This window comes from Photobacterium profundum, assembly GCF_003026285.1.
GTDB lineage: Bacteria > Pseudomonadota > Gammaproteobacteria > Enterobacterales > Vibrionaceae > Photobacterium > Photobacterium profundum.
The window spans coordinates 151,727-174,059 of sequence record NZ_PYOD01000008.1 but is presented as its reverse complement, the minus strand read 5'-3'; the positions used below and the strand labels follow the sequence as shown (position 1 = coordinate 174,059).

The window sequence follows — 22,333 nt, the reverse complement described above, 5'->3', positions numbered from 1 at the left end:
GAATCTGCTTCAACGGTAGAAGCCGAGGTCGATCCGAAGAAAGCCGCTATTGCTGCTGCCGTTGCTCGTGCGAAAGCCCGTAAAGCAGCGCAACAAGCTGATACTGCAGAACCTGATTCTAGCTCTAATACGGAATCGTCTTCAACAGTAGAAGCCGAGGTCGATCCGAAGAAAGCCGCTATTGCTGCTGCCGTTGCTCGTGCGAAAGCCCGTAAAGCAGCGCAACAAGCTGATACTGCAGAACCTGACTCTGACTCTAGCTTTAACACAGAATCTGCTTCAACGGTAGAAGCCGAGGTCGATCCGAAGAAAGCCGCTATTGCTGCTGCCGTTGCTCGTGCGAAAGCCCGTAAAGCAGCGCAACAAGCTGATACTGCAGAACCTGATTCTAGCTCTAACACGGAATCTGCTTCAACGGTAGAAGTCGAGGTCGATCCGAAGAAAGCCGCTATTGCTGCTGCCGTTGCACGTGCGAAAGCCCGTAAAGCAGCGCAACAAGTTGATGCTACTGAACCCAACTCAAGTTCAAACACAGAATCAGCTTCAACAGAAGAAGCCGAAGTAGATCCGAAAAAAGCCGCCATTGCTGCTGCCGTTGCACGTGCGAAAGCCCGTAAAGCAGCACAACAAGCAGAAAAAGAAGCTCAACCGAATAACAAGGATAATTAAGCCGTGGCTTTCAAAATCGCCAGTTCTCCGCATACCCATAATCGTCGCAGTACCAGCAACATTATGCGTACCGTTATTTTCTGCACCGTTTTCGGTGTAGCTGCACAATGGTTCTTTTTTGGCTGGGGTACGTTAATCCAAGTTCTGTTGGCGTCTTCCGTTGCAGTTGTCACTGAAGCTGTCATTGTTAAATTAAGAAAACGCCCAGTAATGCCTTATCTTCGAGATAATAGTGCATTACTAACCGGTCTTTTATTGGGCTTATCTATTCCACCTTTAGCACCATGGTGGATCACGGTAATTGGGGTAATTTTTGCCATTCTTATCGCCAAACATCTCTATGGCGGCCTAGGGCAAAACCTCTTTAACCCAGCAATGGTGGCCTATGTAGTACTGCTTATTTCTTTTCCAGTACAAATGACAACATGGTTACCACCGGCGTCATTAAGTGCCGAGCCAGTATCATTAATTGATAGTGTATATTCTGTTTTTACAGGGTTCACTCAAGATGGATTTAGTGTTCATCAGCTACGCATGTCAGTCGATGGCGTAACAATGGCAACACCACTTGATACATTCAAAACATCATTAACTACAGGGCTAACGGCCTCTGAAACATTGGCAAACCCAATCTATGGAGCCATTGCTGGCATAGGCTGGGAGTGGGTCAATATTGGTTTCTTGATTGGTGGTTTAATCATGTTGAAAATGCGCATTATCCAATGGCAAATTCCAGCGGGAATGCTAGGGATGCTATTTTTGATCAGTAGTATTGCCTATATATTAAATCCTGATAGTACTGCTTCTCCTATCTTCCACCTATTCTCTGGTGCAACCATGTTAGGGGCGTTCTTTATTGCGACCGATCCGGTCTCGGCATGCACGACAGTGAAAGGACGCATCATCTTTGGCGCACTCATTGGGCTGCTGGTTTATCTCATCCGCACTTGGGGTGGCTTCCCTGATGGGGTCGCATTTGGTGTATTACTTGGCAACATGTGTGTACCACTGATCGATTATTACACCCGACCTCGTACTTTCGGTCATTCTTAGGAGCGCTACCATGCTAAATGCAATGAAAAAAAATGGTGGAGTGCTAGCGATATTTGCCTTATTGGCAACAGCATTAGTGTCAGTCACCCACTTACTGACAGAAGATAAAATTCTAGAACAGCAGCAAAAAGAGCTGCTAAAAGTTCTCAATCAGGTTATTCCAGCAGCCAATCATGACAATGAGCTGTATAAAAATTGCACACTCATTACTAACCAGCAATATATCGGTACAGCTGCTCCCATGCCAGCATACATAGCGGAAAAAAATGGAAAACCTACGGGGGTTGCCATAGAAGCCATAGCACCCGATGGTTACAGCGGTGCGATTAAGCTGATCATCGGTTTAGACATGGCGGGTTATGTAACAGGTGTTCGGGTTCTACAGCACAATGAAACACCCGGTTTAGGCGATAAAATTGAAACGCGCATTACTGATTGGATCTATGCCTTTACGGGTAAGAAACTGAAAGGTGAAAAAGATCCTGCATGGGCAGTGAGAAAAGACGGTGGCGAATTCGATCAGTTTACCGGTGCAACGATCACACCGCGTGCAGTTGTAAAGGCAGTGAAGAATGTTTCACTATACTTTGATCGCTACCAGCAAGAACTACTCAGTCAACCTCTAAACTGTCAGGGTAAATCATGAGCACAAATAAAGAATTAATGAAAAATGGCATGTGGGTCAATAACCCTGCCCTTGTACAGCTATTAGGTTTGTGCCCGTTATTAGCCGTATCGGCAACAGTAACCAATGCCCTTGGTTTAGGCTTAGCGACAACAGCTGTTTTAGTGGGTTCTAATCTGATCGTATCTTTAGTACGTCAATGGATCCCATCTGAAGTCCGTATTCCAGTATTTGTGATGATCATTGCAGCCTTAGTAACATGCGTACAACTACTAATGAATGCATACACTTATGGTTTATACCAATCATTAGGTATTTTCATTCCATTGATTGTGACTAACTGTATTATTATTGGTCGCGCCGAAGCATTTGCCTCTAAAAACGATCCAATCCCTGCTGTCTTAGATGGGCTATGGATGGGGCTAGGCATGACAGCAGTGCTCGTTGTACTAGGTGCCATGCGTGAAATTTTAGGTAACGGTACACTCTTCGATGGTGCTGATCGCCTATTAGGTGATTGGGCTTCGTCGCTGCGTATTGAGATATTCAGCTTTGACAGCAGCTTCTTGCTTGCCATGCTACCACCAGGGGCATTCCTCGGTGTCGGCTTTATGATTGCGTTAAAAAATGTAATCGATAAGAAACGAGAAGAGAAAAATACGTTAGTCGCCAAGAAAAAGCCAGAAATAGAACGAGTACGCATTACATCTGCCGATTAGAGCACATTCGTATTGTTAACCGTACAAAGTAAACCGCAAAAATACATTCATCACATGATGGGCGACTCAACCGCCCATCACATCCCCTACGTGAGTTCATGTGATAACAAGTCATTTGCGGCGCAGCCAGGAAGCAAGCAATGAACAATCAAAAACGTACCCAAATACTAGAGCGCTTACGAGCAGAAAACCCTCACCCTGAAACTGAGTTAAAATGGAGTTCTCCCTTCGAACTACTGATTGCAGTTCTCTTATCTGCTCAAGCGACAGACGTGAGTGTTAACAAGGCAACAGACAAACTCTACCCTATCGCGAATACGCCACAAGCCATCTACGACTTAGGCGTTGAAGGCGTTAAAACGTACATTAAAACCATTGGGTTATTTAATTCCAAAGCTGAAAACGTCATTAAGACCTGTAAGATTTTACTGGATAAGCACAATGGTGAAATTCCAGAAGATCGTGAAGCGCTAGAAGCACTGCCAGGTGTTGGGCGAAAAACAGCAAATGTTGTGCTAAATACCGCGTTTGGCTGGCCAACAATTGCCGTTGATACCCATATCTTTCGTGTATCGAATCGTACTAAATTTGCTATGGGTAAAAATGTTGACCAAGTAGAAGAAAAACTGCTTAAAGTCGTGCCAACAGAGTTCAAAGTAGATGTACACCACTGGTTAATTCTACACGGACGTTATACCTGCATAGCACGTAAACCTCGCTGTGGCAGCTGTATTATTGAAGACCTCTGTGAATTCAAAGACAAAATATACCCTGACGAATAATCTTAAAACGCACTGGAGTAACATATGGCTAATGGACGTATTCTTCACACAATGCTTCGCGTCGGTGATCTAGACCGCGCAATTAATTTTTATACCAATGTAATGGGCATGGATTTACTTCGTAAGCGTGAAAATGAAGCCTATAAATACACACTTGCTTTCGTCGGATATGGTGATGAATCGCAAGGTGCTGTTATTGAGTTGACCTATAACTGGGGAACAACTGAATATGAAATGGGCGATGCATTCGGTCACATCGCTATTGGTACTGAAGATATCTATGCAACATGTGATGCTATTAAAGCCGTAGGTGGCAATGTAACTCGCGAGCCTGGTCCTGTTAAAGGCGGGAACACCCATATTGCCTTTGTGACCGACCCTGATGGTTACAAAATCGAACTCATTCAACGCGCATAATTCGATAAAAAGCCCGAAGTCATCGGGCTTTTTTGATTTTAGCGTATAAATTATTCAACTTTACTAAAGTATTCTGTTACTTCAGCGCGATAATTACTGTCGCTCTGCGTTGCCTCATTAAATTCTACCGAATAAAATGGCACTTTCGACTCTTTCACTTTTTCTGCAATATTACGTTCTAAATTATCAACACTAACGGTACTGAACACTTCATAGGTTGTTGCACGATTCAAACCTAGCTCTTCTGCTCGTTCAACCGTGATCAGCTCTGAAGTCACTTCACTGGTAACTTGTTCTAGTGCCTCAGTCGCATCACTACCGACCACCGCCTTTTCGTCAGCAAAAACGGAAAATGAACACATCATTAGCAATAAAATAATTTTCTTCATATCACACCACTCTTTCTTTTAGTTATATATTTCAGCAATGATAAACACGACATTCATCACTGGGTCCAACCTAATCATAGTTAATAATCTCAAAAAAGTTATGGTTGTTAATGCGAGTAATTATCATTACGATACATGTGACAATATTAAGGAGTCATTATTATGCCTTTCAGCTTTCCAAAGTTACCTTATGCCTATGATGCACTTGAGCCTTTTATCGACGCAAAAACGGTAGAGATCCACTATAACCGTCATCACAGAACGTACTTTGATAAGTTCACTGCAGCCATTGACGGTACCGAGCTAGAAACCCAGTCACTGCATACTATCTTTGCCAATGTCTCATCACATTCACCAGCAGTAAGAAATCATGGTGGCGGTTTCTTTAACCACAACCTTTACTGGCAATGCATGTCCCCTGCAGGGGGTAGCCAGCCTTCAGGTTTGCTCGCTGAAGCAATTTACTGTCACTTTGGCAGTTTTGAATTATTTAAAAACGCATTTTCTAATGCTGCAGCAAATCACTTTGGTTCAGGGTTTATTTGGCTTTCAGTTATAGAAGGACGACTAGAGATCTCAACAACAAACAATCAAGATAACCCTTTGATGGATATTGTTGAGAAGCGTGGCGAGCCGATTCTAGCCCTTGATGTATGGGAACATGCTTATTACATCTGCTATCAAAATAAGCGCCCTGATTATATCAATGCTTGGTGGAACGTAGTCGATTGGGAGCAAATCTCGCAGCATTTTTTAACAATTTCACAGCAGTAATCAGCGACTTTAGCCGTCGTTTTATTCTGTACTAATTAATATAATCCCCGTTAATAATACGCCCTTTTCGTTTTAACACTGGGGGTAAAAAAGGAAAAATCATGGACGTTTCAAGGTGGGAAACCCATACCCTGCTAGCAACGGAAGCCGAAAAAAGTAATAAACCAATGATGACGATTATTCATTATCAACTTGCCTTAGCTAAATCCCAGCAACTTGAACCAATTCGTGGTACACGTGATGAATTAGAAGACCTGCTTACCATTAAAGTGGTTTCATGCCATAACCTTGCCGATTTTTGGCGTAAAAATGGAGACAGTGATTATGAGCTTAAATACCTTCAGCTTGCGTCAGAACAAGTGATGTCACTAATTCCACAATGCCCAAGAAAAGAGTGTGATGCTTTTATTGAAACTCTTGGTTGTTGCCGTACAGCATTAATTGAATTTCTAAAACGCCATCCAAACCCTGTTATCGCAAAGCAGCTCTCTCACATCAGTACTAGTAACCAATGTGAATTAATCGCGAAGTTCCGCCTGCATTAATACCAACTCATTCTTGCGGATTAAAAAAAAGAGTTTCGCATCTAAACCCGAAACTCTTTCTATTATCATCAGTAAGCCACCAGCTGTAGTGAAATACGTATTAAATGATTGTTCTGCCCAACGATATAACAACACGACGGTTTTTATTGCGTCCTATTGGGGTATCGTTATCTGCTATTGGACGACGCTTACCATACGCTTCTACTTGAATACGATTTTTAGGTAGCCCTAACGACATAAAGTATTCTTCTAGTTTCTTTGCACGACGTTCAGATAAACTCTGGTTCACCTTGGTACCTCCAGTCGAATCGCTGTAGGTTGCTAGCAACACTAAATCAATATCATCACTGTAACGCACAAAGTCTGTAATTTGAGCTAAACGCCGCTGAGAAGGTTTATTCAATTCATCGCTATCCATATCATAATGTAAAACAGTAAAAGCGATATCTTCAAAGCTATATGGAAGCAGGTTATCTAGACAGACGCTAAATTGCTGATATGGCGCTTGAAAAGACACCGCAGAAAGCCCTACTTCAATCATTTTATCTCGATGCTGCCAATCGTTATAACTGAACGTAGGATAACGTCCACTTTCAAGCTCAGATAACATTGCCCAGGCCATTTGACCACCGACATAACCATCAAACTGCTTAAAAAATTGGATCTGCGTTATTGGTTCAGCCGCTTCACCCGGCATCCAACGCGCAGGCATTGACACTAAATTAACATTGCGTGTTTCACCCATAGGGCGGCGCATTTTAAGCTCAAAATCTAAATTGATTTTTTTCCCCGCCTTTGATGTGAATTGAGCCTCTCCATAACTTGGAATAGCATGAATCATACGGCATTCAAGTGGCGTATCGACTGCAACTTTCCAGCTTGATTGTGCTGGTGTCGCCACATATTGTTTAGCAGCCATGACTGACGGGCTTAATAATAAGCTCGTTAATACAGAAGCATTTAAACAAACAACTTTAAAAAATGTATTCATGCTTTTCCAAATCTAACAACGGGGCTTTTGCGCTACTTCCTATTGTATCGAATTTAATTCAAAAATCTTTAGCCCATCACCGCGAGATCGTGAACATTTGTAATCAGAAGGTTTAGCTAGACTTCTGAATCTGACATAATGCCACCCTCTTTTTTATCGACAGCAGTGTTATGAGCGAACAAAACGATCTAAATACATTAAAAAGTCGCTTCCGCGGCTACTTTCCCGTAGTCATTGACGTTGAGACTGCCGGCTTTAATTCCAAAACTGATGCCCTACTTGAAATCTGTGCTGTTACATTACAGATGGATGAAGATGGTTGGTTAAAACCTGCTTCAACTATTCATTTTCATGTAGCCCCTTTTGAAGGCGCAGTTTTACATAAAGAAGCATTAGAATTTAATGGCATTCGTGACCCGTTCAGCCCATTACGTGGCGCTGTATCTGAAGAAACGGCATTAAAAGAAATCTATAAGCAAATACGTAAAGAACAAAAAGCAGCAGATTGCTCACGTGCAATCATGGTTGCACACAATGCTAACTTCGATCATAGCTTTGTAATGGAAGCATCAGAGCGTGCTCGTCTAAAGCGTAACCCTTTTCATCCTTTTGCCACTTTCGATACTGCCGCATTGAGTGGTTTAGCGTTTGGTCAAACCGTTTTAGCAAAAGCATGTAAAACAGCTGGCGTCGCGTTTGATAACAAAGAAGCACACTCAGCCCTCTATGATACCGAGCGAACGGCAGAGCTATTTTGTGAGATTGTTAACAAATGGAAGAAATTAGGCGGATGGCCGCTTTTTGAACCTCAAACAGAAGAAATCGATAATTCTCAAAATTAAAACAACACAAACTCATCAGACCTCCTATGAGCCCAGCACTGCTGGGCTTTTAGAACTATAATTCTAAACGCTCGTTTAATTTTAAACGCTCGTTTAAAACATAAATCAATTAAATACCGTTCGATTGCCCATTAATATTAAAAACAGTGATTTACATCGGGTTAACATTTGAATCTTTCCTCTTTATACTCCATAACGGTGTTTCATATTGTTTCAGACTATGTCCATGAGAGACTAATCGCGCAAGCATAATCACTTTGCATCATATGGATATGACGCTTCTATACCTAGATGGCATCCTTTCCTTTCAGCGCGCTTAACATGGTTCTGTTTATCTGAACATTATTGAAACTCAATAAAATTGAGTTGTTTTTCCTTCATGGAATGAAGAACAAGAAGCTAAATAAAGAAGCGAATTAAAGAGGCAAAATAATAATGTCCAAAAATATAAAATTCAGTTCTATTGCCGTAACAGCAGCTTTCATGTCACTTAATGTTAATGCAGCAGGTTTCCAAGTTAATGAGCACTCTGCATCAGGCCTTGGCCGAGCATTCTCAGGTGAAGTTGCAGTAGCAGATAACGCATCGGTTCTTGCACGAAATCCTGCGGCAATGGCTATGTTTGATCGCATGGAATTCTCAGGTAGTTTATCTCTGATTGACCCTTCCATTGATATATCTACTGTTGATAGCAGCCCAAGCCAAACGTACAACAATGTCGCTCCTTTTGCAGCAGTACCTGCGGGTTACTTTATTCAACCGATTAACGATCAATTAGCTTGGGGAATTGGGATATTTTCGAGTTATGGGTTCGCAACCGACTACCCAGAAGATGCTAATTTCGGTGCTTTAGCTGGCATGACCGACCTGATCACATTAAATATTAACCCCAACATTTCATGGCGAATTAATGAACAATTTAGTGTTGGTGCTGGTGTATCTCTCGTTTATGCAGATGCTGAACTAAACCGTAATTTCGGAAGCCTTGCTCCTATATATGACACAGAGCCAAGCCAAACACTTCTCAATCTTCAAGGTGATACGTGGGAGTGGGGATGGAATATTGGTGCCCTATGGGAATTAGATGAAAATAACCGCTTTGGTTTTAGCTACCGCTCGCAAGTAGATTTAGAGTTCGAAGGTAAATTCACTGATTATCAAGGTAGTGGTGTTGCGGGTGCTTCCCCAACCAATCCAACCACCGTTGATGGTGTTCTAAAAGTCCCTCTTCCTGCAATTGCTGAATTTGGCGGTTTTCACCAATTATCAAAGCAATGGGCTGTTCACTATGGTGTCCAATGGACTCAATGGAGCAAATTTACCGAACTTAAAGCAACAAGTGATGACTGTATAAATAATACCTGCCTTGTGAAAGAAGAGGACTATGACGATAACTTCCGCTACTCCATCGGTGCAACATACACTCTTAATCCTGAATGGATACTCCGTACAGGCTTCGCGTTTGATGAGCAAGCAGGTCAGGCCACATTAAGTATCCCTGATACTGACCGTTACTGGTATTCAGCTGGCTTTACTTACCTTTATAGCAATGACTTATCATTTGATCTCGGTGTCACATACCTTTACGGCAAGAGCAACACATTTAAGGAAGAGTATGTCGATGGTAGAGAGTATGAATTTAGCGGTAAAAACTATGCGTGGCTTGGTGCTGCACAAGTTAACTACAAATTCTAATTCTCGCTATAAGGTTCTTTAAGGAAAATTCCATGAATAAAAAATTACTTGCTTTACTCGTTGCTTCAACACTTGGCCTAACAGCGTGTGGAGATGATGCCACTACTTCTGGTGATCCGACATTAGATCCTAATATTGGTGAAAGTTTAAAAGCAGAAACAAAAATTAATTTCGACCTTGTTAGTGATCCTTCAAACCCAGTTATTGTTACACCAACCTACCTTGCAATGGATAGTTTTGACGGTACGATAAAAACAGATGGTGATGTCGGTACAGAAGGCTATTCAACAGATATTTCTAACCCTGAAGTTGCACTTGGAAAAACAGATGGCTGGAGCACAAACCAACCAATAGTTATTGAGTTTACTGGCAATAAACTGGATGCTACAACTGCTGAAGACGGCTTTTATCTTCTAGAAACAGGTGACCCAAGTTCATCAGATTATGCCAATACCCCCCCAATACCACTAACAGTTGTTAATGGTGACTTTACAATTGTTACATCTGGCAAAACACTGACAGTTATCTTCTTAAAACCTCTCAAAGCCGCCAGCCAGTACCAATTTGCTATTACATCAGACCTAAAAGATGAAAAAGGTAACCCAGTAGGGATGAGCAGCACTTATGCTGTATTAAAATCAGCGACCCCAACACCAGATATGGCACTAGAACCTGCACAAAAAGTTGCCCATTTAAGTGAAGCAACTTTTGCTGCAACTGGAATAGATAAAGATAAAATCATCTTCTCTAACTGGTTCACAACTGCATCCGCAGGTGATGTGATGTATGCAGCTAAAGCAGCCTCTGCTCTAGCATTGCAACAAGGGCCTGATAAAGTCTGGACAGGCACTGCAATTAGTGAGGATGTGACATCTGAAGAGTTAGCGAGTGTCTTCGAAATGTCTTTTGACCCAGCGTCATTTTCCACCACACCGGGTGGTAACCAAGTCTTCACCGGTACGGTAAATCTGCCATATTACTTAGAGACAGACCCAACAAAGTTTGCTTCTACTCCGTGGCAAAGTGGTATGCCGAGTTTAGCTGCAATTTCTTATGTGCTTGAAAACGGCTCTGATGCTGATAAAACAATTGTAATGGCTAAGCTGACCGAGCTGGGTATAACCTTAGATGATCTCGCCAACATAGCAACAGATCCGGCAATACAACTTCGGGTTCTACCGTTACTAACAGGTCAAGAGATCACCTTATCAGATGGTAGTCAGCTTGACGCAGAACGACTTATCACACGGTATAGCCCTGTACCAAAACTAAAATCAGTACAAGGGGTTGAGTACACAGTTATTTTCCCATCCGATGCAGATTGTCAAAATGCACCTGTTAACCAAGTTACTATTTTCCAACACGGGATCACCGCCGACAAAGAAACCCTTAAAACGAGTGACCTCCCTGATAAAATAATTGGTGATTCATGTAATGCTATTTTTGCAATTGACTTACCGCTACATGGTACTCGAGGCATCTCACTTCCAGATGGAAGTACGGTTAATGCCTCTGACGATCCAAGTGTTTACCTGAACCTGCAATACCTACCTGTTGGTAGAGACAATGTTCGTCAGAGCATTACAGATCAAATTAACCTGCGGGTGGCTATCGGTCGTATTTTTGCCGGAATTGCAGCAGGAAATGGCAGTAATATGGGGCCACTAGGCTGGCTAGACCCTACAAAAGGAGTCAATTTTGTCGGTCACTCTCTAGGGGCAATTACAGGTATTGATTTGGCCTATGTTGCCAATCGTACTGTCAATGAAGAAACAGATCCATTGCTCTTTAATATCAATAAGTTTGCATTCGCAAACCCAGGAGCTGGTATTCCCTATCTACTTCTTGAGTCAGGCTCATTTGGTAACTTTGTCAAAGGTACATTACTTTCGGCAAGCAGTGATGAATTTGCGGCGGTATGTAATAATCCAGGTTTGGGAGCAATGACAATTTGCTATGGGCAATACGAACGATCGCTAGTGAATAGTGGTAGCAATGAGTCGCTCAACCAACTCGAATCTATTTATAGCTTATACGGCGAGTTTGCATATGCCTCTCAAACCATCTTGGATACAATTGACCCACTCAATCACGCGCCACTGATCAGTGAACAAACACCTGTTTATATGTCGATGACTATTGATGACAGCACTATCCCCAATCATCTAACACCAAGAGCAACCGTTGAGGGGACTGATATCATGAAACCCTACTCAGCATTTGCAGGTACTTTAAATCTTGTATCAGAAGCACAGCTGGGATTAACTCCAACAACAGATGATGTTACAGGAGACACCCCCCTGAAAACAGCTACCTTCTTCACTGTAGGAAGTCACACGAGTTTCATGAAAGAAACGACACTTCCCTCAGGCAAGCCAGCGACCCTTGAAATGCAAGAGCATGTAGCTAGCCTAATCAATGGTGATGGGACATCACTTGAGGTTACCAACAGTGACATTCTGACCACAACGCCATAATGTCACATAAACACCCATAAAAAAGGCTAGCCTCGCGGCTAGCCTTTCTTTTATTCAGTCGCCCTCATAATCATCGAGGGTAGTGACATTAATTACAAATCGTCAGTATGCTCTGATAAGTATGCCGCGACACCTGCTGGTGATGCATCCATACCTTCTTTGCCTTTTTCCCACTGTGCTGGGCATACTTCACCATGTTCTTCATGGAATTGAAGTGCATCAACCATACGTAACATTTCATCAATATTACGACCCAGCGGTAAGTCATTCACCACTTGGTGACGAACCATACCTTCTTTATCGATCAAGAATGAACCACGGAACGCAACGCCCGCTTCAGGATGTTCAACATCGTAAGCTTTGCAAATCTCATGCTTGGTATCTGCAATTAATGGGTACTGTACTTCGCCAATGCCGCCATCTTCCACCAGCGTATTACGCCATGCGTTGTGCGAAAATTGAGAATCGATAGATACGCCAATAACCTCTACACCTTTGCTTTGGAAATCAGCATAACGCTTATCAAATGCAATCAATTCTGATGGGCATACAAACGTAAAATCTAACGGGTAGAAGAAAATAACCGCGGCTTTACCTTTAATATTTTCAATCAAGTTGTAGCTATCAACAATTTCACCATTACCAAGCACTGCGGCTGCAGTAAAATCAGGTGCCGGGCGGCCTACTAATACACTCATGGTTAACTCCATTAACTTTTAACGTTGAAATCGACAGTAACGTTTTGTTCTGCCTACCAATACAGGAAATCTCAGTATAACGTCGAGAAGATGACAAGACTAAGACACTTGGCACAATGCCAATAAAATTCCGTACGAGTATCAACTTTTACTCGACATGTGAAAAAATTCCAGCAAACTGATTGTTTTTGAGTAGAACAGCTCAAAATATAATAAAAAAATGAGAAAAATAATTACGAGCATCACATAATTAACAATTCTCTGCTTTTCACCTATGACATAACACAACGATGGATCTTAGTTTTATGAACCCTGTAGTAATTTCGGTATGCGTCATGCTTTTACTCGCGCTAATGCGAGTTAATGTAGTCGTTGCGCTTACTTTTAGTGCCATAATTGGCGGCTTGATTGGCGGCATGCCACTCACAGAGGCAGTATCTGCATTTGAAAGCGGCTTAGGTGGCGGTGCAACAACAGCATTAAGCTACGCAATGCTTGGTACTTTTGCTGTCGCTATTTCTCGCTCTGGCATTACGGATGTATTGGCTCAAAAAGTCATTAAACGCATTAGTGGGCATGAAAATGCAGCTGCAGCCACTGGCGTGAAATATAGTGTTCTTATCATTTTAGTTTTACTGGCTATCTCTTCTCAAAACATTATTCCAGTGCATATCGCGTTTATTCCGATTGTTATTCCGCCGCTACTGCATGTTTTTGCTAAGTTAAAATTAGACCGTCGTTTAATTGCATGTGTACTAACGTTTGGTTTAGTAACACCTTATATGGTTCTACCTGTTGGCTTTGGCGGCATCTTCCTTAACAACATTTTGTTGAAGAACCTGCATGATAACGGGCTAGATGTAACCGCAAGCCAAGTACCCGTGGCGATGCTTTTACCTGCCGCAGGCATGATTTTCGGCCTACTTTTGGCAACATTTGTCACTTACCGCAAGCCGCGCGAGTATTCTGAAGAAAAAATTCTAGCTAACGAGCCCGAACACAAAGAAATTAACCTGCGCCATGTCTATATTGCAGTCGTCGCTATTTTTGCAGCACTAGGTGCTCAACTATATAGCGGGTCGATGATTATTGGTGGTCTTGCTGGTTTCATGGTGTTCACATTTGGTGGCGTAATTAAGTGGAAAGAAACGCACGATGTGTTCACTAAAGGTGTACATATGATGGCAATGATCGGCTTTATCATGATCGCAGCTGCCGGTTTTGCTTCAGTAATGAAAGCAACAGGTGGTGTTGAAACACTGGTTAGTTCTCTTGCTACTGTTATTGGTGATAACAAACCGCTAGCAGCATTATTAATGTTGGTTGTTGGGCTGTTTGTGACGATGGGCATTGGTTCTTCGTTCTCAACCATCCCTATTCTGGCCACGATTTATGTTCCTTTGTGCCTAACATTTGGTTTCTCACCAATGGCGACTATCGCGCTTGTCGGTACAGCGGCTGCATTGGGTGATGCGGGCTCACCGGCATCTGATTCAACGTTAGGGCCAACAGCGGGTTTGAATGCTGATGGTCAGCACGAACACGTTTGGGAAACCGTGGTTCCAACGTTCCTACACTACAACCTGCCACTTATCGCATTTGGTTGGTTAGCATCAATGGTGCTATAGCCTTTGGTTAGCCACATACTGGTTAATTAACTATTGATTAAACAACATTGGCAAACATAACATTTGAATCCGTCCTTTAAGGGGCGGATTTTTTTCATCTATCGATTGTTCACCTAACCTCTATCCAACAAATTCTCGCGGATACGAACATCTTGAGGTAACTTGGTTATATAAACTACTGACAAAATCACAGGACGCATATGAGTGACTACCAACCGATTCAATGCCAACGGTATGACTTTATCGAGATTGCTTGTATGCGACACTATTTGATTTCTATCGAACTCAATGATGAGACAACTTTAGTCGGAACGGCGATTGACACCAAAACCCAAGCAGATAAAACGGAATGGTTAATCATAGAGCAAGATGGACAATCGCAGCCGATTCGCTTAGATACGATTAAAGCTATTACCCCACTTTCGACAAATGCTGAATTCGGGCGGGAATTAATTGCAGGTAACTAACATCTGTTGAACGTTCAATTTTGCAGTTAGTAAGTAGTCAGATACAGCAAAGCCCCGACCTGCGGGGCTTTGTATATATAACCCACCTAAAAAAGGAAGGTACATTAGTGCTTACTCAGCAGCAGCTTCGCCATCACGACGTACAGCAGCTTCTTTGATTAGCGGTTGAAGCTCACCTTTCTGGAACATTTCCAGAACGATATCACAACCACCAATTAGCTCACCTTCGATCCACAATTGTGGGAAAGTTGGCCATTGTGCGTAAACAGGTAGTTCTGCACGAATGTCTGGGTTTTGAAGGATATCTACGTAAGCAAACTTCTCACCACATGACATTAGCGCTTGTGACGTTTGAGATGAAAAACCACAGCTTGGTAGTTTTGGAGAGCCTTTCATGTACAACAGAATTGGATTTTCTGAAATCTGCTGCTTAATCTTATCGATGGTTTCCATAGCTTCCTCTTACAACAATTTGCTTATATAGGGTCTTATAACAGTCACATTCTACTTTGTCACGGACTGGAAAAAAACGCCTATTATCTGTAAGGATATATTACATGATGATTTTTAGTGTTTAGGGCTTTTAATAAAGTAAAAACTTGCTAAAATAAAACCCGTCAGTTTAGAAAAATAATGCGGGCTCATTTGAAGTCTGCCGGAAGCAATGTCGAGGGTTTACCCTCTCAAATATACCAAATGGAGAATTGAGCAATGGCATTTGAATTACCAGCTCTACCGTACGCAATCAACGCTCTTGAGCCACATATCTCTCAAGAAACGCTAGAATACCACCACGGTAAGCACCACAACACTTACGTTGTTAAGCTAAACGGCCTTGTTGAAGGTACTGATCTAGCAGAGAAGTCTCTTGAAGAAATCATCAAGACTTCAACTGGTGGTGTATTTAACAACGCAGCTCAGATCTGGAACCACACGTTCTACTGGCACTGCCTAAGCCCTAACGCTGGCGGCGAACCAACGGGTGAAGTAGCAGACGCTATCGCTAAAGCATTCGGTTCTTTCGAAGAATTCAAAGCGAAATTCACTGATTCAGCAATCAACAACTTCGGTTCTTCTTGGACTTGGCTTGTTAAGAACGCTGACGGTTCTCTAGCAATCGTAAACACATCTAACGCTGGTACTCCAATCACAGAAGAAGGTGTTACTCCTCTTCTTACTGTTGATCTATGGGAACACGCTTACTACATCGATTTCCGTAACGTTCGTCCTGATTACATGGCTGCTTTCTGGTCATTAGTAAACTGGGAATTCGTAGCGAAGAACCTAGCGGCATAATTTCGCTTTATTGCGAATCAATGATTGCCGACAGAGCCTGCTTAATTGCAGGCTTTTTTATACCTGCCATTTTATTTATGAATAATGACGGTAATTTTACTATTAACCATACCGATACTTTCCATCTAATTTACAGCCTTATCTGTATGCTTAATTACCAATCTATTCATATTCAGTTCATGTAATCGTCAGAAAAATAAAAACTTACATTCCGGCACATTTTTTAACGTTTGCCTGACATTCCTCCCCTTCATAGCACGTAAAAAAAAGCTCTTATTAAAAGACATTATTCAAAGAGCCCACCAAATGAATAAAAAAAGTATTTTAAATATACTGCTTGTGACCTCATTAATGTCACCTATATCAGCGGCGATTGCCAATGAACAAGCCTCTGTTCCTGTCACTATTGAAACCATTTCATCACGCTCTTTTGAAGATATCATTCAAGAAGTAGGCAAAATTAATGCGATTGATTCTGCCGCACTGACGTTCAGTGCCGGAGAAAAAATCACCGCTATTCATTTTAGAGATGGTGATACGGTGGGAAAAGGCGATCTAATTGCAGAACTAGATAGCACCAAAGCCAAAGCCGATTTCGATAAAGCCAAAAGCTCGTTAGGGTTAGCAAAAACTAAACTTGCCCGTATTCAAAACCTGCTCGCCAAACAGCCAGATGCTTTATCGCCACAAGATGTGGATGAAATGAGAGAAGAAGTAAATTTAGCAAAAGCTGATTTTAGCCAGAAAAAAGCAGCCTTAGGTGATTATCAAATCATTGCACCATTTAATGGTCAGCTTACTAGCTTTACTCAGTCTATTGGCAGTCATATCGCAGCCTCAACGACACTAGTTAGTATCTATAACCTCAACCCTGTTGAAGTAAAATACGCCATAAGCCAAAACGACCTAGGTAAAGCCGCTAAAGGGCAAACGGTAACTGTGACGGTAGAAGCATTTAAAAATACGAACTTTAAAGGTGTGGTTGACTATGTTGCACCTGCAGTCGATGTCAGCTCTGGGCGTGTCGAAATTCATGCCCGTATTGATAACCCAGATAACCGCCTTGCCCCTGGTATGTTTGCTAACGTAAAACAGCTTTTCCATAAAGGTAACTCACACCTTGTCGTGCCACAAAACTCAGTATTAGCACAAAATGATAAGCGTTATGTCTGGCTATATAACAACAGTGGCGCAACGAAACAGAGTGTCACATTAGGAAAAAACACCAATGACGGCTATGTCATTGTGGATGCAGGTCTAAAAGAAGGGGAGCAAGTTATAACGACTGGTCAGCAAAAGCTTGAAATCAATACACCCATTACCGTTATTAACCATAAACCCGCAGTTGAAACCTCAGAGCAAGTCTCTTCTGAAGCATCAAAAGAAAAACCTGAGCCAACATTGGAGTCAAAAACAGAGCAAACATCAAAACCTGCACTAGTTGAACTACCATCAACATCAACATCAACATCAACATCAACATCAACATCAACAAAGTCAGCATCAGTTACAGCAAATGAAACACCAACAAACGAGGTGAACTAATGCGCCTACCTGAGATATGTATCCGTCACCCTGTTTTTGCCGCTGTACTGAGTATTGCCATGGTGTTATTGGGGGTTATTTCATTCCAAAAATTGGATATTCAGTATTTTCCCGAACATAATTCACCGAAAGCGACAGTAAGCGCCTCGATTACTGGTGCCAGTGCAGAATTCATGTCACGTAATGTGGCAGATAAACTGATTGATGCTGCAACAGGTATCGATAGCGTTAAAACAATGAGTACCGATTGCCAAGAAGGCAGTTGTTCTCTAAATATCTTATTTAACGACGATGTAGATGACATTGAATACACGAACTTAATGAATAAGTTACGTAGTAGTGTTGAGGCTATTAACGACTTCCCACCCAGTATGACAGACAAACCTACTGTTACTGATGATTCATCAGATACCAGTGCTGCCAGTAATATTGTCACCTTTGTAAATACTGGCGGTATCGACCAGCAAAAAATGTACGATTACATTAGCCAGCAACTGGTTCCTCAATTTCAGCACATACAAGGTGTTGGTGGTGTATGGGGTCCTTACGGAGGTTCATCGAAAGCAGTACGTGTGTGGTTAAATCCAGAACGTATGATGGCACTCAATATCAAAGCTGCAGATGTTGTTGGTACCTTGAGTTCGTATAACGCGACGTTTACAGCGGGTACGATTATGGGAGAAGCCCGAGACTTTTCAATTAACCCCGTAAACCAAGTTGAAAACATTGATGATGTAAAAGATCTTGTTATACGTGTTGATAACGGCAATGTTATTCGAGTCAACGATGTCGCCAATGTAGAAATGGGTGAAGAAAGCTTAACACCAAGCTTGCTGAGTGTTTCAGGCAAGCCTGCTATGTCTTTACAAATCTTACCACTAAGCAGCGAAAACCCTGTAACGGTGGCTGAAAATGTAAAAACTGAAATCAACCGCATGCAACAACATCTCCCTGATGGTATGGAGATGACGATGGTGTATAACCAAGCTGATTTTATTAAGGCTGCCATTGACGAAGGTTTTTCGACCCTCGTTGAAGCGATTATTTTAGTGTCTTTGGTTGTTGTCTTATTCATGGGCTCTTTCCGCGTAGCATCTGTACCCATTATTACTATTCCGGTGTGTGTTATTGGCGTTTTTGCCGTCATGGCTGGACTGGGTTTTAGCATTAACGTTTTAACAATTCTCGCTATTATTTTAGCTATCGGTTTGGTTGTCGATGATGCCATCGTGGTAGTCGAAAACTGCTACCGGCATGTAGAAAATGGGGAGACTCCTTTCAACGCTGCACTTAAAGGTAGCCGAGAAATCATTTTCCCCGTTATAGCCATGACACTGACCTTGGCCGTGGTTTATTTACCTATCGGTCTTATGTCTGGTTTAACTGCTGACTTGTTCCGTCAATTCGCTTTTACATTAGCCGCTGCCGTTATTATCTCTGGCATCGTTGCATTAACATTATCACCGATGATGAGCGCCTATTTAATTAAGCCTGTGGTTAAACAACCTAAATGGTTTACTGCTATCGATGGCGTTATACACAAAATAACGAATCGCTATATCCAAGAATTACGTAAATGGTTTGAGCGAAAGCGTATTATGTCTGCGATTGCATTAATGCTCGTTCTATTATCAGGTGTGGCTTTATGGACAATGCCTCGCGTGTTGTTACCAACCGAAGATACGGGGTTTATTGATGTTACATCGGTTGCTCCGACAGGAGTTGGACGTCAATATCATCTCGATCATAATGCTGAACTCAACAGCGTAATGAACGGCAATGATGCCATTGGAGCAAACCTTTCTTATATTGAAGGGGCGCCGACCAACCACGTACTACTAAAAACATGGGGAGAACGTGTAACCAGTGCAGAAGACGTGGTCAAAGAGCTGATCGACAAAGCCAGTAAGACAGTGTCTGCCTACGATATGTCATTCAGCGTTCGCTCGGCAGATAATTTAAATATTGCCACCAACCTCATTCTAGAATTAACCACACTCGATAGAGATACCGATGCGCTTTCTGATACAGCCGGTAAAGTCGAAAAATTATTGGAGGATTATCCAGGGCTCACAAATATCAACAACTCGATGCTAAGGGATCAGCTACGTTTCGATTTATCCATTGATCGTAATGCGATTATTCTTTCAGGCGTTAATTACAGTGATGTGACCAATGCATTATCAACCTTTTTAGGTTCAGTAAAAGCCGCTGACTTACAAGCTGATGACGGGTTCACCTACCCAATCCAAGTACAAGTGAACCGTAAAGCCTTGGGTGATTTTCAAGTGTTGGATAAGCTTTATGTAACATCAGAATCAGGGCAAACACTGCCTCTGTCTCAATTTGTTTCGATTAAGCAGGCAACAGCAGAATCAAACTTTAAAACTTTTATGGGACAAGACAACGCAGAAATCACTGCAGATCTGATACCCGGCTATACCGCGAGTGATATCAAAACCTATATAGACCAGCAACTACCGGCATTGTTAAGCGATTCTCAAGGCTATCAATATAACGGGATAGTCAAAGATTTAACCGATTCTCAGGCTGGTACCCAAGCACTATTTTTGCTCGCTATTGTCTTTATCTATTTGATATTGGCGGCACAATTTGAAAGCTTTGTCGACCCTCTAATCATCCTGTTGACAGTACCACTGTGTATCGTGGGTGCCTTGCTAACACTGCGGGTCTTCGGCCAAAGCCTGAACATATACTCCCAGATAGGGCTATTAACATTGGTCGGGCTGGTCACCAAACACGGTATACTTTTGGTTGAATTCGCCAATAAGCAACGTAGCAATGGGTTATCCGCTATTGAGGCTATTTTAAGCAGCGCGCAATCACGCTTACGCCCAATATTAATGACATCATTAACTATGATTTTAGGCTCTTTACCACTCGCTCTGGCTTCTGGCCCGGGATCATTAGGGCGAATTAATATTGGCTTGGTATTAGTCGGCGGATTATTAGCGGGGACTTTCTTTTCATTATTCGTCGTACCTGTGGCTTATGTCGGTATGGCGAAGCTAAAGCAAAAAGACATGCTGCATTTGTTCAGAAAAAGACGAGAACAAAAAGAAATGTTAAGAGACTAAAATACATAAAAGCTAAAAGTAAAAATATTCTTATCGATAACAAACAAAAACGCCTGCATTTGCAGGCGTTTTTGTTAATATCAATTGTTTTTCACGTTACGCTTTTTCAGACAAGATAATACGAAGTGTACGACGAAGTGGCTCTGCAGCACCCCATAGTAATTGGTCACCCACAGTAAAGGCATTAAGGAAATCATCACCCATTGCCAGTTTACGTAAACGACCAACAGGAACAGACAGTGTACCCGTTACTTTCGCAGGGCTAAGCTCTTGAACCGTCGCATCACGATCGTTCGGGATAACTTTAACCCAATCATTATGCGATGCGATCATTTCTTCGATCTCATCTAATGGTACATTCTTCTTTAGCTTCAAGGTTAATGCTTGGCTGTGGCAGCGCATTGCACCAATACGTACACACGTACCATCAATCGGCACAGGGTTATCTTGCAAGCCAAGAATTTTGTTTGTTTCTACCGACGCTTTCCACTCTTCTTTACTCTGGCCATTGTCACGCTTCACATCAATCCACGGAATTAATGAACCCGCAAGCGGAGCACCAAATTCTTGCGAAGGAAAACCAGGTGAACGTAAGGTTTCAGATACTTTACGATCAATATCTAGAATCGATGTAGCTGGGTTTGCAAGCTCGCTTGACACCGTATCGTTAATCACACCCATTTGGTTGATCAACTCACGCATATTTTTCGCACCCGCACCAGAAGCCGCTTGGTAAGTTTGAGATGTCATCCACTCAACAAGGCCTTCTTTATAAAGGCCACCAACAGCCATTAGCATTAAACTGACTGTACAGTTACCACCAACGTAAGTGTTAGTTCCACTATGAATGCCTTGTTTGATTTGATCAAAGTTAACCGGATCTAGTGTAATAATAGATTGAGGATCCATGCGTAATGTAGAAGCAGCATCAATCCAATAACCTTTCCAACCTGCAGCACGCAATGCTGGGTATACTTTTTCTGTATAACTACCACCTTGACAGGTAATAATGGCATCCAGCTTTTTCAAACTTTCAATATCAAACGCATCTTGCAGTAAGCCAGCATCTTTACCTAAGTTAGGCGCTGGGATTCCGATTTGAGATGTTGAATAAAATACAGGCTCAATAAAATTGAAGTCACCCTCTTCAACCATGCGCTGCATCAGCACAGAACCTACCATGCCACGCCAACCAACTAAACCAACCTTCATCATCGCTTGCTACACTCCTTGTTCATAATTACCAACCCAACCCTTGTTGTAATATTCCTATCACTACATGAATGAGTATTTCTACCCCCATCTATAGAGATTTAAATTGTGAAAAACAAGCAGAATCTGCAGAAATTGCATAAAAATTCCGGACACGTTTTGTTTTACTTATTTAATATCTAGAGATTAGTTGGTATTTAAGGCAATAAAGACACATATTCAATCAACAATTAATACGGGCTAGAAAACAACCCAAAGGTGAACAATTCGCAAACAAAAGCCAACAAGAGTGAATGATTCACATGCTACAAATAACTTTCTACTGCCAACCAATAAAATCAAACAAACCACAAGTTTTGAATAAAAACCTACACCCTGATAACCTACATATACTGATTAATCAGACTTAAA

The 22,333-nt window shown here is 42.0% G+C and carries 20 protein-coding genes and 1 pseudogene; 16 read left to right on the top strand and 5 right to left on the bottom strand.

Features of this window, described 5'->3' with window-relative positions:
• The 6 genes and pseudogenes from C9J48_RS18460 to gloA form a co-directional block, all read left to right on the top strand.
• Positions 1-669: pseudogene (locus C9J48_RS18460) on the top strand (electron transport complex subunit RsxC); the annotation flags it as partial.
• A 3-nt stretch (positions 670-672) separates the two neighbouring features.
• A complete protein-coding gene (gene rsxD / locus C9J48_RS18455; protein ID WP_006233066.1) occupies positions 673-1,722 on the top strand; it encodes an electron transport complex subunit RsxD in 1,050 nt (349 codons plus the stop codon).
• 10 nt (positions 1,723-1,732) lie between these two features.
• Positions 1,733-2,368 (top strand): electron transport complex subunit RsxG, encoded by a 636-nt coding sequence (gene rsxG / locus C9J48_RS18450; protein ID WP_006233065.1) that lies wholly within the window; start codon positions 1,733-1,735, stop codon positions 2,366-2,368.
• Positions 2,365-3,066 (top strand): electron transport complex subunit E, encoded by a 702-nt coding sequence (locus C9J48_RS18445; RefSeq protein ID WP_107281211.1) that lies wholly within the window; start codon positions 2,365-2,367, stop codon positions 3,064-3,066. The genes rsxG and C9J48_RS18445 overlap by 4 nt, the downstream gene beginning before the upstream one ends.
• Before the next feature lie 140 nt (positions 3,067-3,206).
• On the top strand, positions 3,207-3,848 hold the full coding sequence (gene nth, locus C9J48_RS18440; RefSeq protein WP_006233062.1) for an endonuclease III: 642 nt from the start codon (positions 3,207-3,209) through the stop codon (positions 3,846-3,848).
• A 24-nt stretch (positions 3,849-3,872) separates the two neighbouring features.
• Positions 3,873-4,265: a lactoylglutathione lyase gene (gloA, locus tag C9J48_RS18435; RefSeq protein ID WP_107281210.1), complete on the top strand. Its 393-nt coding sequence runs from the start codon at positions 3,873-3,875 to the stop codon at positions 4,263-4,265.
• A gap of 50 nt (positions 4,266-4,315) precedes the next feature.
• Here gloA and C9J48_RS18430 read toward each other — a convergent pair whose 3' ends face one another.
• Complete coding sequence (locus C9J48_RS18430; protein ID WP_107281209.1) at positions 4,316-4,654, bottom strand: hypothetical protein; 339 nt, start codon at positions 4,652-4,654, stop codon at positions 4,316-4,318.
• 162 nt (positions 4,655-4,816) lie between these two features.
• On the opposite strand from C9J48_RS18430, the gene C9J48_RS18425 reads away from it, so the two are divergent.
• On the top strand, positions 4,817-5,428 hold the full coding sequence (locus tag C9J48_RS18425; protein WP_107281208.1) for a superoxide dismutase: 612 nt from the start codon (positions 4,817-4,819) through the stop codon (positions 5,426-5,428).
• Positions 5,429-5,529: 101 nt separating this feature from the next.
• The gene (locus C9J48_RS18420; RefSeq protein WP_006233059.1) at positions 5,530-5,973 is read left to right on the top strand and encodes a DUF2753 domain-containing protein; all 444 of its coding nucleotides are present in this window, start codon (positions 5,530-5,532) and stop codon (positions 5,971-5,973) included.
• Positions 5,974-6,073: 100 nt separating this feature from the next.
• Here the strand turns inward: C9J48_RS18420 and motY are convergent, their stop codons facing one another.
• Positions 6,074-6,964: a flagellar protein MotY gene (gene motY / locus C9J48_RS18415; protein ID WP_006233058.1), complete on the bottom strand. Its 891-nt coding sequence runs from the start codon at positions 6,962-6,964 to the stop codon at positions 6,074-6,076.
• 170 nt (positions 6,965-7,134) lie between these two features.
• On the opposite strand from motY, the gene rnt reads away from it, so the two are divergent.
• The 3 genes from rnt to C9J48_RS18400 all read left to right on the top strand — a co-directional run bounded on the left by rnt (position 7,135) and on the right by C9J48_RS18400 (position 11,978).
• The gene (rnt, locus tag C9J48_RS18410) at positions 7,135-7,806 is read left to right on the top strand and encodes a ribonuclease T (RefSeq protein ID WP_006233057.1); all 672 of its coding nucleotides are present in this window, start codon (positions 7,135-7,137) and stop codon (positions 7,804-7,806) included.
• Between the two features lie 435 nt (positions 7,807-8,241).
• Positions 8,242-9,501: an outer membrane protein transport protein gene (locus C9J48_RS18405; protein WP_006233056.1), complete on the top strand. Its 1,260-nt coding sequence runs from the start codon at positions 8,242-8,244 to the stop codon at positions 9,499-9,501.
• Positions 9,502-9,533: 32 nt separating this feature from the next.
• A complete protein-coding gene (locus C9J48_RS18400) occupies positions 9,534-11,978 on the top strand; it encodes a VolA/Pla-1 family phospholipase (protein ID WP_006233055.1) in 2,445 nt (814 codons plus the stop codon).
• 92 nt (positions 11,979-12,070) lie between these two features.
• Here the strand turns inward: C9J48_RS18400 and C9J48_RS18395 are convergent, their stop codons facing one another.
• Entirely contained in the window at positions 12,071-12,676 is a 606-nt protein-coding gene (locus tag C9J48_RS18395) for a peroxiredoxin (protein ID WP_006233054.1), read from the bottom strand.
• Positions 12,677-12,981: 305 nt separating this feature from the next.
• Between C9J48_RS18395 and C9J48_RS18390 the strand changes: the two genes are divergently transcribed.
• Both C9J48_RS18390 and C9J48_RS18385 read left to right on the top strand, forming a co-directional pair.
• Positions 12,982-14,304 carry a Na+/H+ antiporter family protein gene (locus C9J48_RS18390; protein ID WP_006233053.1) on the top strand — a complete coding sequence of 441 codons (1,323 nt, stop codon included), beginning with the start codon at positions 12,982-12,984 and terminating at the stop codon, positions 14,302-14,304.
• A gap of 200 nt (positions 14,305-14,504) precedes the next feature.
• Positions 14,505-14,771 (top strand): Rho-binding antiterminator, encoded by a 267-nt coding sequence (locus tag C9J48_RS18385; protein ID WP_006233052.1) that lies wholly within the window; start codon positions 14,505-14,507, stop codon positions 14,769-14,771.
• 111 nt (positions 14,772-14,882) lie between these two features.
• Here C9J48_RS18385 and C9J48_RS18380 read toward each other — a convergent pair whose 3' ends face one another.
• Positions 14,883-15,224 carry a Grx4 family monothiol glutaredoxin gene (locus C9J48_RS18380; RefSeq protein WP_006233051.1) on the bottom strand — a complete coding sequence of 114 codons (342 nt, stop codon included), beginning with the start codon at positions 15,222-15,224 and terminating at the stop codon, positions 14,883-14,885.
• A 258-nt stretch (positions 15,225-15,482) separates the two neighbouring features.
• Between C9J48_RS18380 and sodB the strand changes: the two genes are divergently transcribed.
• The 3 genes from sodB (at position 15,483) to C9J48_RS18365 (ending at position 20,710) form a co-directional block, all read left to right on the top strand.
• Complete coding sequence (sodB, locus tag C9J48_RS18375; protein ID WP_006233050.1) at positions 15,483-16,067, top strand: superoxide dismutase [Fe]; 585 nt, start codon at positions 15,483-15,485, stop codon at positions 16,065-16,067.
• A 306-nt stretch (positions 16,068-16,373) separates the two neighbouring features.
• Complete coding sequence (locus tag C9J48_RS18370) at positions 16,374-17,612, top strand: efflux RND transporter periplasmic adaptor subunit (RefSeq protein ID WP_006233049.1); 1,239 nt, start codon at positions 16,374-16,376, stop codon at positions 17,610-17,612.
• On the top strand, positions 17,612-20,710 hold the full coding sequence (locus C9J48_RS18365; RefSeq protein ID WP_006233048.1) for an efflux RND transporter permease subunit: 3,099 nt from the start codon (positions 17,612-17,614) through the stop codon (positions 20,708-20,710). The genes C9J48_RS18370 and C9J48_RS18365 overlap by 1 nt, the downstream gene beginning before the upstream one ends.
• A 96-nt stretch (positions 20,711-20,806) precedes the next feature.
• Here the strand turns inward: C9J48_RS18365 and asd are convergent, their stop codons facing one another.
• A complete protein-coding gene (gene asd / locus C9J48_RS18360; protein WP_086004192.1) occupies positions 20,807-21,922 on the bottom strand; it encodes an aspartate-semialdehyde dehydrogenase in 1,116 nt (371 codons plus the stop codon).
• Positions 21,923-22,333 lie beyond the last annotated feature (411 nt).

What these genes read in the sequence shown, in the direction of transcription:
- rsxG (WP_006233065.1), top strand. Translation starts at nt 1,733, where the DNA reads ATGCTAAATGCAATGAAAAAAAATGGTGGAGTGCTAGCGATATTTGCC.
- C9J48_RS18445 (WP_107281211.1), top strand. Translation starts at nt 2,365, where the DNA reads ATGAGCACAAATAAAGAATTAATGAAAAATGGCATGTGGGTCAATAAC.
- nth (WP_006233062.1), top strand. Translation starts at nt 3,207, where the DNA reads ATGAACAATCAAAAACGTACCCAAATACTAGAGCGCTTACGAGCAGAA.
- gloA (WP_107281210.1), top strand. Translation starts at nt 3,873, where the DNA reads ATGGCTAATGGACGTATTCTTCACACAATGCTTCGCGTCGGTGATCTA.
- C9J48_RS18430 (WP_107281209.1), bottom strand. Translation starts at nt 4,654, where the DNA reads ATGAAGAAAATTATTTTATTGCTAATGATGTGTTCATTTTCCGTTTTT.
- C9J48_RS18425 (WP_107281208.1), top strand. Translation starts at nt 4,817, where the DNA reads ATGCCTTTCAGCTTTCCAAAGTTACCTTATGCCTATGATGCACTTGAG.
- C9J48_RS18420 (WP_006233059.1), top strand. Translation starts at nt 5,530, where the DNA reads ATGGACGTTTCAAGGTGGGAAACCCATACCCTGCTAGCAACGGAAGCC.
- motY (WP_006233058.1), bottom strand. Translation starts at nt 6,964, where the DNA reads ATGAATACATTTTTTAAAGTTGTTTGTTTAAATGCTTCTGTATTAACG.
- rnt (WP_006233057.1), top strand. Translation starts at nt 7,135, where the DNA reads ATGAGCGAACAAAACGATCTAAATACATTAAAAAGTCGCTTCCGCGGC.
- C9J48_RS18405 (WP_006233056.1), top strand. Translation starts at nt 8,242, where the DNA reads ATGTCCAAAAATATAAAATTCAGTTCTATTGCCGTAACAGCAGCTTTC.
- C9J48_RS18400 (WP_006233055.1), top strand. Translation starts at nt 9,534, where the DNA reads ATGAATAAAAAATTACTTGCTTTACTCGTTGCTTCAACACTTGGCCTA.
- C9J48_RS18395 (WP_006233054.1), bottom strand. Translation starts at nt 12,676, where the DNA reads ATGAGTGTATTAGTAGGCCGCCCGGCACCTGATTTTACTGCAGCCGCA.
- C9J48_RS18390 (WP_006233053.1), top strand. Translation starts at nt 12,982, where the DNA reads ATGAACCCTGTAGTAATTTCGGTATGCGTCATGCTTTTACTCGCGCTA.
- C9J48_RS18385 (WP_006233052.1), top strand. Translation starts at nt 14,505, where the DNA reads ATGAGTGACTACCAACCGATTCAATGCCAACGGTATGACTTTATCGAG.
- C9J48_RS18380 (WP_006233051.1), bottom strand. Translation starts at nt 15,224, where the DNA reads ATGGAAACCATCGATAAGATTAAGCAGCAGATTTCAGAAAATCCAATT.
- sodB (WP_006233050.1), top strand. Translation starts at nt 15,483, where the DNA reads ATGGCATTTGAATTACCAGCTCTACCGTACGCAATCAACGCTCTTGAG.
- C9J48_RS18370 (WP_006233049.1), top strand. Translation starts at nt 16,374, where the DNA reads ATGAATAAAAAAAGTATTTTAAATATACTGCTTGTGACCTCATTAATG.
- C9J48_RS18365 (WP_006233048.1), top strand. Translation starts at nt 17,612, where the DNA reads ATGCGCCTACCTGAGATATGTATCCGTCACCCTGTTTTTGCCGCTGTA.
- asd (WP_086004192.1), bottom strand. Translation starts at nt 21,922, where the DNA reads ATGAAGGTTGGTTTAGTTGGTTGGCGTGGCATGGTAGGTTCTGTGCTG.